The sequence below is a fragment of the Pinibacter soli genome, from assembly GCF_029961145.1.
GTDB classification, from domain to species: Bacteria; Bacteroidota; Bacteroidia; order Chitinophagales; family Chitinophagaceae; genus Pinibacter; species Pinibacter soli.
Genome location: NZ_JASBRG010000007.1, coordinates 2,175,912 through 2,191,865 on the forward strand (window position 1 = coordinate 2,175,912; position 15,954 = coordinate 2,191,865).

The 15,954-nt window shown below is 41.1% G+C and carries 16 protein-coding genes; 10 read left to right on the forward strand and 6 right to left on the reverse strand.

The genetic code is table 11. The features are described from left to right. Nucleotides 1-121: 121 nt before the first annotated feature. Together QJ048_RS19230 and proS are read right to left on the reverse strand one after the other, a co-directional pair. Nucleotides 122-592: a hypothetical protein gene (locus QJ048_RS19230; RefSeq protein ID WP_282336034.1), complete on the reverse strand. Its 471-nt coding sequence runs from the start codon at nucleotides 590-592 to the stop codon at nucleotides 122-124. A gap of 170 nt (nucleotides 593-762) precedes the next feature. Then, on the reverse strand, nucleotides 763-2,241 hold the full coding sequence (proS, locus tag QJ048_RS19235; protein WP_282336035.1) for a proline--tRNA ligase: 1,479 nt from the start codon (nucleotides 2,239-2,241) through the stop codon (nucleotides 763-765). A 247-nt stretch (nucleotides 2,242-2,488) separates the two neighbouring features. Between proS and QJ048_RS19240 the strand changes: the two genes are divergently transcribed. Next, complete coding sequence (locus QJ048_RS19240; protein WP_282336036.1) at nucleotides 2,489-3,367, forward strand: hypothetical protein; 879 nt, start codon at nucleotides 2,489-2,491, stop codon at nucleotides 3,365-3,367. Nucleotides 3,368-3,528: 161 nt separating this feature from the next. Continuing rightward, nucleotides 3,529-5,115, forward strand: a complete 1,587-nt coding sequence (locus QJ048_RS19245) for an OmpP1/FadL family transporter (RefSeq protein WP_282336037.1) — start codon at nucleotides 3,529-3,531, stop codon at nucleotides 5,113-5,115. Between the two features lie 224 nt (nucleotides 5,116-5,339). Here the strand turns inward: QJ048_RS19245 and tilS are convergent, their stop codons facing one another. Continuing rightward, complete coding sequence (gene tilS, locus QJ048_RS19250; protein ID WP_282336038.1) at nucleotides 5,340-6,689, reverse strand: tRNA lysidine(34) synthetase TilS; 1,350 nt, start codon at nucleotides 6,687-6,689, stop codon at nucleotides 5,340-5,342. A 152-nt stretch (nucleotides 6,690-6,841) separates the two neighbouring features. Between tilS and QJ048_RS19255 the strand changes: the two genes are divergently transcribed. Next, nucleotides 6,842-7,561, forward strand: coding sequence for a hypothetical protein (locus QJ048_RS19255; protein WP_282336039.1), 720 nt, complete (start codon nucleotides 6,842-6,844; stop codon nucleotides 7,559-7,561). Here QJ048_RS19255 and QJ048_RS19260 read toward each other — a convergent pair. Continuing rightward, entirely contained in the window at nucleotides 7,529-7,840 is a 312-nt protein-coding gene (locus QJ048_RS19260) for a tetratricopeptide repeat protein (protein ID WP_282336040.1), read from the reverse strand. The two genes, QJ048_RS19255 and QJ048_RS19260, sit on opposite strands and share 33 nt — an antisense overlap. A 110-nt stretch (nucleotides 7,841-7,950) precedes the next feature. On the opposite strand from QJ048_RS19260, the gene QJ048_RS19265 reads away from it, so the two are divergent. From QJ048_RS19265 to QJ048_RS19285, 5 genes are all read left to right on the forward strand, one after another. Next, a complete protein-coding gene (locus QJ048_RS19265) occupies nucleotides 7,951-8,694 on the forward strand; it encodes an electron transfer flavoprotein subunit beta/FixA family protein (protein ID WP_282336041.1) in 744 nt (247 codons plus the stop codon). A 109-nt stretch (nucleotides 8,695-8,803) separates the two neighbouring features. After that, nucleotides 8,804-9,766, forward strand: coding sequence for an electron transfer flavoprotein subunit alpha/FixB family protein (locus QJ048_RS19270; RefSeq protein WP_282336042.1), 963 nt, complete (start codon nucleotides 8,804-8,806; stop codon nucleotides 9,764-9,766). A 238-nt stretch (nucleotides 9,767-10,004) separates the two neighbouring features. Next, a complete protein-coding gene (locus tag QJ048_RS19275) occupies nucleotides 10,005-10,601 on the forward strand; it encodes a bifunctional nuclease family protein (RefSeq protein WP_282336043.1) in 597 nt (198 codons plus the stop codon). Between the two features lie 106 nt (nucleotides 10,602-10,707). Next, entirely contained in the window at nucleotides 10,708-11,520 is an 813-nt protein-coding gene (gene ispE / locus QJ048_RS19280; protein ID WP_282336044.1) for a 4-(cytidine 5'-diphospho)-2-C-methyl-D-erythritol kinase, read from the forward strand. An 81-nt stretch (nucleotides 11,521-11,601) separates the two neighbouring features. After that, the gene (locus QJ048_RS19285; protein ID WP_282336045.1) at nucleotides 11,602-12,414 is read left to right on the forward strand and encodes an FkbM family methyltransferase; all 813 of its coding nucleotides are present in this window, start codon (nucleotides 11,602-11,604) and stop codon (nucleotides 12,412-12,414) included. Nucleotides 12,415-12,656: 242 nt separating this feature from the next. Here QJ048_RS19285 and QJ048_RS19290 read toward each other — a convergent pair whose 3' ends face one another. Together QJ048_RS19290 and QJ048_RS19295 are read right to left on the reverse strand one after the other, a co-directional pair. After that, nucleotides 12,657-12,899 (reverse strand): hypothetical protein, encoded by a 243-nt coding sequence (locus tag QJ048_RS19290; RefSeq protein WP_282336046.1) that lies wholly within the window; start codon nucleotides 12,897-12,899, stop codon nucleotides 12,657-12,659. 26 nt (nucleotides 12,900-12,925) lie between these two features. Then, nucleotides 12,926-13,243 carry an ATPase gene (locus QJ048_RS19295; protein ID WP_282336047.1) on the reverse strand — a complete coding sequence of 106 codons (318 nt, stop codon included), beginning with the start codon at nucleotides 13,241-13,243 and terminating at the stop codon, nucleotides 12,926-12,928. A 281-nt stretch (nucleotides 13,244-13,524) separates the two neighbouring features. On the opposite strand from QJ048_RS19295, the gene hppD reads away from it, so the two are divergent. Continuing rightward, nucleotides 13,525-14,658 (forward strand): 4-hydroxyphenylpyruvate dioxygenase, encoded by a 1,134-nt coding sequence (gene hppD / locus QJ048_RS19300; RefSeq protein WP_282336048.1) that lies wholly within the window; start codon nucleotides 13,525-13,527, stop codon nucleotides 14,656-14,658. Nucleotides 14,659-14,721: 63 nt separating this feature from the next. Next, nucleotides 14,722-15,879, forward strand: coding sequence for a homogentisate 1,2-dioxygenase (locus QJ048_RS19305; protein ID WP_282336049.1), 1,158 nt, complete (start codon nucleotides 14,722-14,724; stop codon nucleotides 15,877-15,879). Nucleotides 15,880-15,954 lie beyond the last annotated feature (75 nt).

The following is a 15,954-nucleotide window of genomic DNA, read 5'->3' on the forward strand; positions in this document are numbered from 1 at the left end:
GAGAGAACCTAGATTTTCATGATTATGATGATTTCTATGATTTTTTAAAAAGATCTTCATAATCATAACAATCTGCGTGCTTATTTCTCCAATTTTCAAATTACCACATTTCCAAATTAGTTTATGGTATTTGTACCAATCTGAATGTTTCAATATTATTAGGATCTCCGTTGAGTGTCAAATTAACTGACGCATATAAGTACCGGCCTTTAATGTCCAGCATTTGCCAATTGTCGGTACGCCCATATTCAGTTAGCGCTAAACTTCGCTTATCTTCTGATGTAAATCTCCATGTAAAATCGACACTTTTGCCGTTTTCATTGACATGAATTCCAGTGCCATCGGGATGAAAGGTAAATCGCAGGTTATCGTAATTTGTACCAGTCGTATTATCTCCGTTTCTCTGATAGGCCGAATATTTGCCCGCTATGACGTGGTGTAATTGATCTACCACCCAGTCCTTTTGTACGAGTGCCTTGTCATTTGGTAATTGACTGGTCTGAACACGACTAGTTTTACCGCAACTGATTTGAAAAATCGCAATCAACAAAATCGAACAAATTACTTTTATCAAGTCAATTCTACTTTTCATAGATACAAGTATTTAAGGGGTTAGGAACAATTTGAGAATGAGAGAGAACGCAGATTATTATCATTGTGATGATTTCTTAAAAATATCTTGACAAATCTTGATAATCATAACAATCTGCGTTCTTCCTTTCCCCAATTTTCAAATTTTCAAATCACCACATTCTCACATTATTAATAAGCCTGCGCAAACAACACTCTTTGCGTGCTAGGATTACCTGTCAGAATACATTTGCCGCTTTCCTGCTCATTGTTTAGAGGAATGCAGCGAATGGTAGCTTTCGTTTTCTCTTTGATCGCCGCTTCTGTTTCAGCTGTACCATCCCAGTGCGCGGAAACGAAGCCTGCTTTTGTTTCCAAAGTATTTACAAATTCATTCCATGTATTCACTTTGGTGATATGCTCGTCGCGATAGATCCTTGCTTTTTCAAACATGTTCAGCTGAATTTCATCCAGCAATGTTTTTATGTAATAAGAAATACCTTCCATGCTTACGCTCATTTTTTCCTTTGTGTCGCGTCTGGCAACTTCCACCACATTGTTTTCAAGATCTCTGGCACCCACGGCAATACGAACAGGCACGCCTTTTTTCTCGTATTCTGCAAACTTCCATCCTGGTCTTGAGTTGTCGCTGTCATCATATTTCACGGAAATGCCAAGTTCTTTCAGCATTTTTACCACAGGATTCATCACTTCTTTGATCATTCCTCTTTGCTCGTCGCCTTTATAGATAGGCACAATCACAACTTGCAACGGAGCGATTTTTGGAGGCAATATCAATCCATCATCATCACTGTGCGCCATTACCAACGCGCCAATTAATCTTGTGCTCACGCCCCAGCTGGTGGCCCAAACGTAATCCAGCTTGTTATTTTTATCAGAGTATTTTACGTCGAAAGCTTTTGCGAAATTTTGTCCAAGGAAATGTGAAGTCCCAGCCTGCAAGGCCTTCCCGTCCTGCATCAATGCCTCGATACAATAGGTATCAACCGCACCGGCGAAACGTTCGCTTTCAGTTTTAACACCTTTAATTACAGGCAACGCCATGTATTTTTCTACGAAATCAGCATATACATCCAGCATTTGAACCGTTTCCGCTACGGCTTCTTCGGAAGTGGCATGTGCAGTATGACCTTCCTGCCACAAAAATTCCGCAGTTCGCAGGAAAAGACGTGTACGCATTTCCCAGCGCATTACGTTTGCCCACTGGTTGATCAGCAAAGGCAAATCGCGGTAAGATTGTATCCAGCCTTTATAGGTGTTCCAGATGATTGCTTCACTGGTTGGCCTGATAATCAACTCTTCTTCCAGCCTCGCTTCAGGATCCACCATCAGCTTACCATGCTTCTCAGGATCTGTTTTCAGGCGGTAGTGCGTAACTACGGCGCATTCTTTTGCGAAGCCTTCTGCATTTTTCTCCTCTGCTTCAAAAAGGCTTTTCGGCACAAGCAAGGGGAAATACGCATTCACGTGCCCGGTGTCTTTAAATTTTCTGTCCAGCACATCTCTCATGTTTTCCCAGAGTGCAAACCCATATGGTTTTATTACCATACATCCCCTTACGGCGGAATAGTCTGCCAACTCTCCTTTTAGAACCAGGTCATTGTACCATTGCGAATAATCCTGCTGCCTGCTTGTAATTTCTTTGCTCATTTTTTGAAGTCTTGTAGTTTTTTTAACGTGAATCGTCAATCGTGAATCGTGAATATGATGCCCCAAATCTCAGGTTTCCGAATTTATGAAGGAATCGCCGTTTCACGATTCACCATTCACGTTTCACCTTCCCGCTCATATAAAAGTTGGTTTCCTTCCGAACTTTTGTAGTTATCCGTGGACTATTTGTTGTAACTTTATACTTGCGAAAGCGCAAAAATATATTTAATAATATAAACCCTCAGCAATGAATAACAAATTTTTGAGCGTTGTTTTGGGATTGGTGGTTCTAAGCAGTTGTTCCGTGTACAAGCAAGGACAAACTCCTGATGACACCTACTATTCTCCGGCCCCTCCCGCTCAACAAGGTGAAGCATATACAACGGCACACGCCGGTAATAATGGCAACAATGACAGTTATCGCGATTATTACGGCGGTCATAACAGCACTTATGACAGCTACAATAATTACGATTATTACAATGACCGTTTCCTGCGTTTAAGCATTGGCAATCCAATGTACTATTCCGCATACAGCGATTATTACTGGAACAGCATGAGTTATGGTTATGGTTTCGGAATGGGTTCAAGCATTTACAACCCATGGAACAGCTATTACTACTGGAACAGTTTTTACAATCCATATGCAATGGCATATTACAGCCCATATTGCAGCTATTATCCTGTAGGTGGTTATGGTTATTATCCTGGTAAATATCCTGTTACCGGAACAACATATACGCGTCCGGCATTTAACACCAATAGCTATTTGGGCAGCAGTTATAGCAATTCAAATAAATATTTGAACCCAAGATCAAGTAGTTCTTACCTCAACAATGGTTACAATAATGCGAATGCGGTGAGACCAAGCGCTAATCGCGGAAGCAGTTATTATACTCCTAATAGTTACAATAACAGCAACAGAAGCACTAACAGCACTTCCAGCAGGACTTATAATAACACCAACAGCGCGAACGACAACAGGCCGCAAAGAACTTATACTCCCCCTCCGTCCTATTCCCCTGCACCATCATCATCTGGTGGTAGCTACAGAGGTAGCGGCGGTGGTGGTACTTCTGGTGGTGGAGGTGGCGGTGGCTACAGCAGACCAAGCAGAGGTCATTGATGTAATACCACAAAGACACGATACTTGTAAGGAAACATGCTTTGAAACGTGTTTCCTTTTTTATTAAGACCAGACAGGTTTTCTCAACGTTTTGATTTTATTGAATATGGCTCTAAACCTGTCAGGTCTAGTATTCCTAATTTCTTAGAATTAATCTGGACATGAAAAAAACTCTCGCAGCGATTGGCTTTTTAATCAGTTACGTTTATGGTTATTCACAAGTACCCGAAGATGCCTTGCGTCATTCCTGGGCCACTCCTTCCGGTACCGCCCGCAACCAGGCTATTGGTGGAACAAGTGTGTCTTTAGGCGGTGATATTACTTCACTCTTTTACAACCCTGCAGGTCTTGGTTTGTATAAAACAAGCGAAATTACCTTTAGCCCCGGCCTTTCTTTTTATGGTGGCAAAAGCGATTACAGAGGAACAGACGGCACTAAGGCTGATAATATGACCCGTTTTGTAATTGGAACAAGCGGTATCGTTTGGGGAATGCCAAATTCCTACAAAAAATGGAACAACTCGGCTTTTAGTATTGGGGTAAACCGCACGGCAAATTTCAACTCGACCGTTCATTACAAGGGACAAAATGATTACAGTTCATTTACTACAGAACCGGCAAACGAATTTTATGGCTATTACCAGCAAAACAAAAATTCAGGTACCATCGATCAAATCATAGACCAGGGGATCAAAGATCCATCGCTTTCTTACAATACAAGAATGAGCCTTTCCACCAACCTCGTGAGTGTAGACCCAAGCAACGATGAAGTTTACTCCCGTCCGGAAGATGTTATTTTCCTCGACCACCATCCTCTCCTCCAGGAAAATACAATTACCAATAAGGGGGGCATTACAGAGATTGCAGTTGGATTTGCTTCTTCGAAACAAGATAAACTTTCTATCGGCGGTAGTATAGGAATACCTATTGTTAATTTCCGCAGCCACCACGTTTTCACAGAAAGCAATACAGTGCTGCCCAATGACAGCGTATTCAATAGCATGACATACACGGAAGACTACAAATCAACCGGCGTAGGTTTCAACTTTAAAATCGGTGCGATCTATAAATTTTCTGAGACTTTCAGAATGGGATTGGCAATCCATACACCGAGCCTTTTTGCACTTACGGATACTTATCATGCAAGTATCACCAGTGACATAGGGACCAGGTACGGCAAGTTTACAGAAACGACGGATAATCTGAACTATATATCCAATCTGCCAAATTCTTACAAGTACGATCTGCAAACGCCCACCCGCTTTATGCTGAGCGGAACGTATATGTTTGGTGGCGGCCAGGAAAATGTGAAAAATCAAAAAGGTTTTATTACAGCAGATGTCGAGTACCTGAACCACCGATGGTCGAGATTTTCATCAGCAAATGAAGGTTATGCCGATGATCAAGCCTATTTTGATGGAGTAAATAGTACTGTAAAAGGATATTATCGCGGTGCGTTTAATTTCAAATTAGGCGGGGAAATAAAACTTGAAAAATATATGGTTCGTGCAGGTTTTGCATATTACGGCAATCCTTATAAAGACAAAAGCAATCTGAAAGCAAACCTGATGAATATAAGCGGAGGCCTTGGTTACAGAAACAAAGGAATATTCGTTGATCTATCCTATGTTCAAACGCTTACAAAAGATGTGAACTTCCCTTACCGCATCAGCTCCGGCGACAACACTTTTGCTACAGTAATGGGCAGCAATGGGAACGCTGTACTGACGTTCGGGATCAAGTTTTAATTTTATACTAGAGAATATAAATTTTATTTAAGACGCCCTTGGCGTCTTTTTTTTACCACAGAGAGAAGGAGTTTTTTTTCACAGAGTGAAAGAGAAATTCCTTAAAAACATACAGCTAATAACGACGTGCAGAGCATAAAAGAGTGTTTTACAAACCTCCTTTCCTCTGTGAAAAAAACCTCTGTTACCTCTGTGGTTAAAAAAATCTTAATAAAGTGAGCGGCCTACCGATGAAAAGAAATCTCCAGCACTTCCTTTGTCTTGTCTCCTATCTTAAACCTGTCATCTATTCTCATTCCCACTACCCAAAGGATCTTTTTATTCATTTCCAGCACCCATACCTTGTCTTTATTGGTGAGTGAAACTTTTTGATCGATCAAAAAACGGCTGATCTTTTTCTTTTTCTGCATACCTAACGGGTAGAAATAGTCGCCTTGCTTCCATTTACGCAGCAAGAGAGGAAAAGTGATTTGAGATGCATCGAGTTTGGCAATATCAGTAGAAGCATCGATCTCTCTGTTCGCAGTCTTTTTGAAGATTAATTTGCCTTCGGCAAATGTTATTGCTTCATCATTTGCTTCGATAACGATAATCTGCGCTTGCTCAGTTGCCAATGGCGAAATCACCAGCCAGTTTCTGTTCTTTAGCACCCTGTGCGTTGATGAATCAATGTATTTGCCACTTTCACTTTGTAGCAAATTCCATACTTCCGGCGTTTGAGCAGCCGAAAAATTAAATGGTTGCAATATTTCAAAAAGAATGGTTCTGCCGGCAGGTGTTTGCGCCAATTTTAACACAGGAATTTGCCACTGTTTTCCGTCTTGTACCAACAGTCTTTTCTTTTGTTTGGCCATTGCGCTGCTGTACAAAACCTCTATATCACGGAACCGTTCAATATTGTCAGCGAGATTTTGCGCAGCTTCTGAGTAAATCTTCTCAACCAGAGGAATAACCTGGTGTCTGAAATAATTGCGGGAATATTTATCTGAACTATTGGAGCTATCCTCCACCCAGTCAAGGTTTTCAGTTTTTGCAAATAGTTTCAACTCCTCTTTTCCGGCAAACAGCAGAGGTCTTACAACATGTTCTTTTTTTGGCAAAATACCGTGAAGACCTGCGATACCAGTGCCTTTGAAAAAATTCATCAAAACCGTTTCTACATTATCATCGCGGTGGTGAGCCGTCACCAAATAATTCTTTGCGCCCGCAGCCTGAGTCCATTCTTCACTTTCCAAAATATCCTTAAACCAGTTATAGCGAAGCTTTCTGGCTGCTACCTGTATAGAGATTTTATTCTCATCAACTTCCTTTTTTGTATCAAATCTTTTTATATAAAGCTGCGCTTGATATTTTTCTGCAAGCGAGCGAACAAATTGTTCGTCGCGCTCACTTTCTTCTCCGCGTAACTGAAAATTGCAATGGGCTATGGCAAAAGAAAATCCGATGCGATGCAATAATTCACACACTACAACTGAATCCACACCGCCGCTAACAGCCACGAGCAGTCGATCTTTTGCAGAAAAAAGCTTTTCCTGCTCTATAAAATCTTTAAATAGTTCTTTAAGTCTTTTCATCCGATAAAAACGTGATCTATGGTTGTTTTTTGTAACCGGTACAATGTAGCAAATACTCGAAAAAATCGAAAGTTTACTAGAGTGTTTTTGCTCTTGTAAGAAATATACAAGACAAGTAAATTTAACCCTTATATAAGATTAACCCCTTAACTATGGAGATCATTAATGGCCTTATCACTACCGCAGATGTTTTGTCCGCCCTCATCCTCCTTTGCACCATCTTGTTTATTCTGCTGAAAAAGGGAATGCAATTTACATTCTTAAAATTACTGGCGATAAATGCGGGTTACAATCTTATCATTACCCTGCTGCGTTTGTTCCTGGGCCATGAAAATCCAGCTTATGCGATCGGCTTTAATCTTACCCGTCCTGTAGATATTATTACGGCTTTGCTAATATTATATGTGTTATGGGATAAGCCCCTTTTCAGGAAATTCCTGGTTTTTTCAGTTATACCGGTTATGGTGCTGTGGTTGAAGGAACTTTGCTTTGAACCCATTGATCACATTCATTTAGCAGCGTTGATACCGCCTTCCATGTGGTCAATAATCATCACGGCCGTAGCTTTGGCGCTGCTTTATCAAAAACCGGAAAAGCAAAACTTTGTGTTTACACGCTTCCTGATTGTTTCCGGGTTTATGATCTACAATTTCACCTACTTTATAATTGAAGCGTTGATGCCGTATTACTTCTTTGCAAAAACGTTTGAAGAACAGAGAATGCTGGTGCCGCAAATAGGTTTGCTAAATCTTGGCGCCTACTTTTTTACACGTGTGATCCTTTTGCTGGCCGCCGCAGATTTTCTTTCAGACATTTCTTACAGGAAAACCCAGCTGGCACTACAGCGTCAGTTCTTCCCAAGCCATTTTTAACTCGTTAAAAGCGTGATTATCATTCGCATTTTTAGCAGCAACCATACCTTTCTCATACCACGAAATGGCTTCACTTGTGAGGCCATTTCTTTCTAACAGCTGTGCGAGATGATAATAGGAACCGATGTACGATGGATCGCGGTGCAAAATTGTTTCAAATAAATTCCGGGCTTTCTCTTCATCTCCAGCTTTAATATATTCCAATGCCAGCGCATGTTCCAGGAAATTATCGTTTGGATTTTGCTGTAAAAACTCCTTCAGTTTTGCTATACGGTCCATAAAATCAGTAGACAAAATTTAATTCAAAAAATGTTCTTGCCCTATCTTTACACCGCTTATCTTTGTTTTGGTTGCATAAACAACCTTTTAGTCAACTCTAAATATGCGATATGAAGATTTTAGTTTGCGTTAGTAAGACGCCGGATACTACGGCAAAAATAGCCTTCAGCGATAACAACACGAAATTTGCACAAGACGGTGTGCAATGGATCATCAACCCCTACGATGAATGGTATGCTTTGGTTCGCGCCCTTGAACTAAAAGAAAAAGACAGTTCCATTACGCTTCACCTTGTAACAGTAGGTGCTGCAGATGCAGAACCTATTATCCGCAAGGCCCTGGCATTGGGTGGCGATGAAGCCATTCGTGTAAATTCCGACAATCACGACAGTTTTTACATCGCATCGCAAATTGCAGAGGTGGCTAAGCAAGGTGCTTACGACCTTGTATTCACAGGTAAAGAAACAATTGATTATAACGGATCATCTATTGGAGGTCTGGTGGCAGAACTGCTCGACCTTCCATATGTTGCTCTTGCTACGAAATTTGACTTGAATGGTACAACTGCCACCATTACACGCGAAATTGAAGGCGGTGAAGAGATCAACGAAGTACAATTGCCTTTGGTAGTTAGCTGCCAAAAAGGTATGGCCGAAGCCCGCATTCCAAATATGCGCGGTATCATGGCAGCACGTACAAAACCGTTGAAAGTGGTAGAACCTGTTGCAGTGGACAATCTTACAAGCATTGTAGGTTTTGAATTACCACCTGCAAAATCTGGCGTAAAACTTCTTCCGGCAGATCAGGCGGAAGAATTGGTAAGACTGCTTCACGACGAAGCGAAAGCTATTTAATTAATGTGAAAATATGGAAATGTGAAAATTGTTTTTAGTCTTTCATTTCCACATTTTTCACATTCACCACATTTCTCACATTCATTTATTCAAATTTTCAAATTAACTCATGTCAGTTTTAATATATATCGATCAGGCAGATGGTCACATTAAAAAGGCTTCTTACGAAGTGCTTTCTTATGGCGCAAAAATCGCTGAACAATTAGGAACAACAGCAGAAGGCGTGCTATTAGGTAAAGTACAGGATGATCTTGCTGGTCTTGGTAAATATGGTGTAAAAAAGATCCACCAGGTTACAAATGACAATCTTGCTCATCTTGATGGCCAGGTGTATGCTAAAGTAATTGCACAAGTGGCAGAAAAAACAGGCGCTAAAGTAATTGTATTCTCGAATAACGTTGACGGGAAAGCGATCGCTCCGCGTCTTTCAGCAAAACTAAAAGCTGGACTCGTAACCGGCGCAATGGCACTACCAGATACAAGCAACGGTTTCTCTGTTAAGAAAACTGTTTTCTCCGGTAAAGCTTTCGCGAATGTGGCGATCAATAGTGATATTAAGATCATCGCTTTGAACCCAAATGCATTCCAGGTTACAGAAGGTGCCGGCACAGCAGAAGTGGCTGCATTTGATGCCGCCGTTGACGCTCCAAAAGTAAAAGTTACTGCTACCAATAAAGTATCCGGTGAGGTACCATTGAGTGAAGCTGAAGTGGTAGTAAGCGGTGGCCGGGGTATGAAAGGACCTGAAAACTGGGGCCAGCTTGAAGAGCTTGCATACCTGCTGGGCGCTGCGCTTGCATGTAGCCGTCCGGTGGCAGATGCACACTGGCGCCCTCACCACGAGCACGTAGGACAAACAGGTTTGGCAATCGCTCCAAATCTTTATATCGCTATCGGTATCTCTGGTGCTATTCAACATTTGGCTGGTGTAAACAGGAGTAAGGTAATTGTCGTGATCAACAAAGACCCTGAAGCTCCGTTCTTCAAAGCCGCCGATTACGGTATCGTTGGAGACGCATTTGAAGTACTTCCTAAAATGATCGCTGCAGTTAAAAAACTGAAAGGAGCTTAGTTAATTGATAATTGAAAGTTGAAAATGGAAAATGGGATTAAGAATATCTCATTTTCCATTTTTTTTCATCTAAAAATGCCTATGGGCATAGATATTTTTTCCCACTCAAGCTCATTTTCAATTTTCAACTTTCAATTTTCAATTCCCCAAATTCCTTCCCTTTTTTCAGATTTCAAATTCTTATATTTGCCTTTCAACCATAAAAGTCCGTTTGTAAAAAGCGGATGTGTTTAATTATATGAGGAAAATAGAATTAGAAATTGTGGCCCTATCGCACAGCATTACGCAAACACATTCCTATGCAGTGGTTTTAGGTGAGATAAACGGACTTCGCCGTTTGCCGATTGTCATCGGAGGCTTTGAAGCGCAGGCGATTGCTGTTGCGCTGGAAAAAATGCACCCGAGCCGCCCTCTGACACACGACCTCATGAAAAATTTCATGAGCGCTTTTAATGTTGACCTTACGGAAATCGTTATCAGCGATTTACAAGAAGGTATCTTCTACTCCAAACTTTTATGTGTAAGCGAACACGATACTGTTGAAATTGATTCCCGTACTTCAGACGCGCTGGCATTGGCAGTTCGTTTCGGTTGCCCGATCTATACTTACGAGCACATTCTCGAAAGTGCCGGCATTCTAATGGAAGACACCGGCAAGAAAAAGAAATCGTCTTCTACTACTACCGTTTCTCAAAAAGAGGAAATGACGCACAATGAAGACCTCAAAGCCCTGTCACTGGAAGAATTGAATACTCTTCTTAACGAGGTATTGGAGCAGGAGGACTACATCCGTGCCATTGCTATCCGCGATGAAATAAATAACAGGAAGAGATAACTATTTTGATATTTGTACAGACAACGCACTGCTTTGTCTCGGATTAAAAAATTGATATTCTTTTTGATCAAGACAAGGCGGTGCCTTGTCTCTACAACCCGCTCTCATGATTTCATTTCCCATTTGCAAAATCAATCTTGGACTACATATTGTTGGGAAACGTAACGATGGTTACCACAATCTGGAAACCATTTTCTACCCTATCGCATTGAATGATGTTTTAGAGATCATCCAGGCAGATACATTTTCATTTAAGGCAACAGGCATTCCTGTTGACGGCGATCCGGCAAAAAATCTTTGCGTAAGGGCATATGATTTACTCAAACAAAAATTTGACCTGCCTCCTGTTTATATGCATTTGCACAAAGCCATCCCTTTAGGTGCGGGCCTTGGCGGCGGTTCTTCTGATGGCGCGGCAACGCTTTTGCTGCTCAATCAAAAATTTCAACTGAAACTATCTCCGGGCGAGTTGATCGATTTGGCACTGCAGCTGGGAAGCGATTGTCCTTTTTTTATTATCAATAAACCTTGTATCGCCAGCGGACGTGGCGAGATATTGCAGCCGATTGACGTTCCTGCTTTGAAAGGTCTTAAAATCATAATTGTAAATCCCGGCATACATGTTAATACCGGCTGGGCGTTTTCTCAAATCACACCAACCGCGATCAGTCATTCATTATCTGACATCATTGCACAACCGATAACAACCTGGAAGAACGTTTTAAAAAATGATTTTGAAGAAGCTGTCTTTGCCGCACATCCGGCTATAAAAAACATCAAAGATCAATTGTATGCGCAAGGTGCACTTTATGCGTCCATGAGCGGAAGCGGAGCGTCCTTGTTTGGTATTTTTAACAAAAATAATATCGCAGAACTTCGGTTGCCTGAAAATTACTTTGTGCATCAGTCCGACCTGTAAAAAACTATACCAAAATATCGTCTGGATTTATCCTTGTGATCTTACCTTATTTTAAATAATTAACTCTAAAATGTACACTATATGACTCCCACAAGACTAAAGGTCCTGAAATATTTCCTGCTTCATCAACGCAATGGATTATCAACAAAAGAAATGCTAAAGTTCTTCTTTGATACCTCCTATAGCAAAAAAGCGAAAAGGAAAATAGCCAGTATCGAGGCTGAGGGAAAATTTAAAAAAGTATACTTCAAAGGCTACGACACTCCGATGTATTACCCCGAAAGCATGCCAATAACTTCTCTTGAACGTGTTATTTGCGAAAGCTTCTATGATGCGAACTGGCACTACTATGAAATTCCACAAACCCGTGTTTCTCCGGATGATATTGTAGTGGATTGCGGAGCAGCAGAAGGTTTATTTGGTTTTATTGTAGCGCCTCGTTGCAAAAAAGTGTACGCAATAGAACCTCTAAAAAGTTTTTGTGACAGTTTGCATAAAACATTTGCTCAGTCGAACAACGTCGAAATCCTTCAACTGGGCCTTTCAAGCCAGGATGGCTATGCTTCGATAAGTGAAAACGATATCGCTTCAAGTTTGTCAATTGGAACAGGCGAAGTGAAAGTTGCGACCTTAGACAAACTTTTTTTCGAAAACAACATTCCTGTTAACTATATCAAAATTGACGTCGAAGGCTTTGATGTTGAAACTCTAAAAGGAGCAAAAGAATTAATAAAAAAGAATAAACCTAAAATTGCTGTTACAACTTATCACGAGAAGTCGCATGCCGAAATGATAACAGAGCTCCTCCTATCAATTGTTCCTGAGTATAATATCCACACAAAAGGTATTTACCAGGAAACCGGCTCACCGGTGATGCTACATGCATGGGTTTAAACGTACTATCGATCATGCGCTCCGCACAATAGCCGAGCGTATGATTTCCAAAATATACGTGCATCAGTCTGATTTGAAGAAAACTGAACTTTTATTAAATTTTAATATCGTTTGGATTAATTCTTACAATCTTGCCGTCGCGAGAAACGACTAAATCCGTTTTCTTGCTTTTTTTAAACTCAATTAGTCTTTTGTAAGACTCCTTGAGTCCTAGCAAGATCTTCTCTTTACGTTCTAATGCTTTACTTATTTCGTCCATAGAGAAATTTTAAATTATCATACATCTTCTGATTCGAGACTTGAATGTCTTGCGGAGCGATTTTAAGCGCAATCAAATCAGGCGTTCCTTCTGAGTTATCAAAAATGAGAATTTCATCTACAATTTCAAGGTAAATATCGAACAAATTTCTTAGCCCGCCTATATATCGCCTTTCAATTACCTCGGGCTCAATATTGTGACCGCCTTCGGAAACTCTGGTTTTCACCCGCTGTTTTGCCAATTCAACAGAATTTAAATGAAAAAACAACAAAATAGTTCTGTAACCTTTTCTTTTGCTTCCCTGATTTTATTCTTATAGCTTCTGCTAGAAAGCGTTTTCTCAAAAGCAAAGCTTTTATTCTCGTTCAGCAATTCATTGATACGTTGAAGCATTATTCTTCCCGCTTCAAGAGCAACGCCTTCTGGCTGAAAAGGGGACAACCCCTTTGCAATTTCATCAGCATTGACAAACTCCCTAATATTCAACATCGCAGGTAGAATAGTGAATGAGGCAGTAGTCTTACCCGCTCCATTACAACCTGCAATAATGTACAGATTTCTTTCCTCCATATTCACAAATATACCCCTTACCTTTTAACAAACTCCGTTTGCTGATACCTGTAAAAAACCCTTACTTTGTACTAACACGAAACATATTGAGACCAGATTATTCTCATAAAATATTTTCTGATGAGCGTGGACACTACATTTTCCTCATAGTGACGCTCGCAACCGACTCGGCCATATAATCTCCGTTACATAGTTCTTATGCAATGCCAGTATGCTTTATGCAGCTGCATTTGTTGCTATACACCGACACGATTTATTTTTCACTTAATACTAAATTAAACATGATTGCTTCAAATTCAGGCGCACCTGAGGTGGTTGCCGCACACGACTTTTTACAACTTAATGGCACTGACCACGTTGAGTTTTACGTAGGTAATGCTAAACAGGCCGCACACTTTTATAAAACAGCATTCGGCTTCCAGGACCTGGCATATGCCGGACCGGAAACAGGTGTTCGCGACAGAGCTTCTTACGTTTTGCAACAAGGTAAAATCAGATTAATATTTACTACTGCATTGCGCTCTGAAGGCCCAATCGCTGAGCATGTTAAAAAACATGGTGACGGCGTCAAAATACTTGCGCTGTCTGTGGATGACGCTTACGGTGCCTTTGAGGAAACAACTTCACGTGGTGCCAAAGTTTACATGGAACCAACTACTCTGATGGATGACAACGGTGAAGTGAAAATGTGTGGTATCTACACATACGGCGAAACTGTTCACCTTTTTGTAGAAAGAAAAGATTACAAAGGCGTTTTCATGCCGGGGTTTGTTGAGTATAAAACTAACTATCATCCGGACTCAACAGGCTTACAATATATTGATCACTGCGTGGGTAATGTGGACTGGAATCGCATGATTCCTGTAGTTGAATGGTATGAAAAAATCATGGGCTTCACCAACATTCTTTCATTTGATGATAAACAAATCAACACCGAGTACTCCGCTTTGATGAGTAAAGTAATGAGTAACGGTAATGGATATGTGAAATTCCCTATCAACGAACCGGCTGAAGGCAAAAAGAAATCGCAGGTAGAAGAATACCTTGAATTCTACGAAGGTGAAGGCGTTCAACACATTGCGGTAGCTACAAAAGATATCGTTACTACCGTAAGAGCGATGAAGGCCCGCGGCGTTGAATTTTTACCGGCTCCTCCGGGTGCTTACTACGATGAACTTTCAGCTCGTGTGGGCAAAATTGACGAAGACATTGCTCCACTAAGAGAATTGGGCATTTTGGTGGACCGTGATGAAGAAGGCTATTTATTGCAGATCTTTACAAAGCCTGTAGAAGACAGACCAACTCTCTTCTTCGAAATCATTCAACGTAAAGGTGCTAAAAGCTTTGGCGCAGGCAACTTTAAAGCATTGTTTGAAGCGATAGAAAGAGAGCAGGCATTAAGAGGGAATTTATAAGAAAGTTGTAAGTTATAACTTACTACTCATAACTTACTACTCATAACTCATAACTTGTTTGTCATGCCACACTATTTCAAACTGGGGGAAATTCCTCATAAACGACATACGCAGTTCCGCAAAAAAGACGGTACGCTTTACTCGGAGCAGCTTTTTTCAACGGAAGGATTTTCCAACGATTATTCTTTGCTGTATCACGTACATCCGCCAACACAGATCATTAAAGCAGTGACGGGCAAAGACGTTTCGCCAAAGATCGCACAGCAACATACATTGGCACATCATAGTTTCGATGGTTTCAAAGTAAAGCCGGAGAAAGATTTTCTCGACAGTCGCAAAGCTGTTTTGGTAAACAATGATTGCCACATTGTATTGGCCGCTCCACAGCAAAGCATGAAGGATTACTTCTATAAAAATACTGATGCAGATGAAATGATCTTTGTGCACGAAGGAAGTGGCGTGCTGAAAACTGTTTACGGCCAGTTGCCTTTTTCTTACGGAGACTATTTGGTGTTGCCGAGAGGCACTATCTATCAAATAGAATTTGCAACGGAAAACAACAGACTGTTCATCGTTGAATCATTCAGTCCGATCCGTTTTCCGAAAAGGTATCAAAGCAAGTATGGGCAATTGCTGGAACACGCGCCATACTGCGAAAGAGATATTCGCACGCCGCAGGACCTGCAAACAATTGATGAAAAAGGCGACTTTTTTATCAGGGCGAAAAAGAAAGGCATCATGTACGATCTACATTACGGGACACATCCGTTTGACGTTGTAGGCTGGGATGGCTGCTGCTACCCTTTTGCTTTCAGCATTCACGATTTTGAACCGATTACAGGTCGTGTACATCAGCCGCCACCGGTACATCAAACCTTTGAAGCCAACAACTTCGTAGTGTGCTCCTTCGTACCGAGATTGTTTGACTATCATCCGCAAGCCATCCCGGCTCCATACAATCACTCCAACATTGACAGCGACGAATTACTATACTATGTTGACGGGGATTTTATGAGCCGCAAAAATGTGACTCGCGGTATGATCACATTGCACCCGGCAGGAATTCCACATGGCCCACATCCGGGAATGGTGGAAAAAAGCATCGGTGCAAAAGAAACAAAAGAACTCGCCGTAATGGTAGATACGTTCCACCCCCTCATGCTCACCCAGGAAGCGCTGGAGATTGAAAATGAGGGGTATATAATGAGCTGGGCGGAGTAATTAATAATTAATAAAGAATAGTGGGGCCACTTAAAAAAAAATATCGCACAACCTTTAGAGTTCGTGTTGATTTTG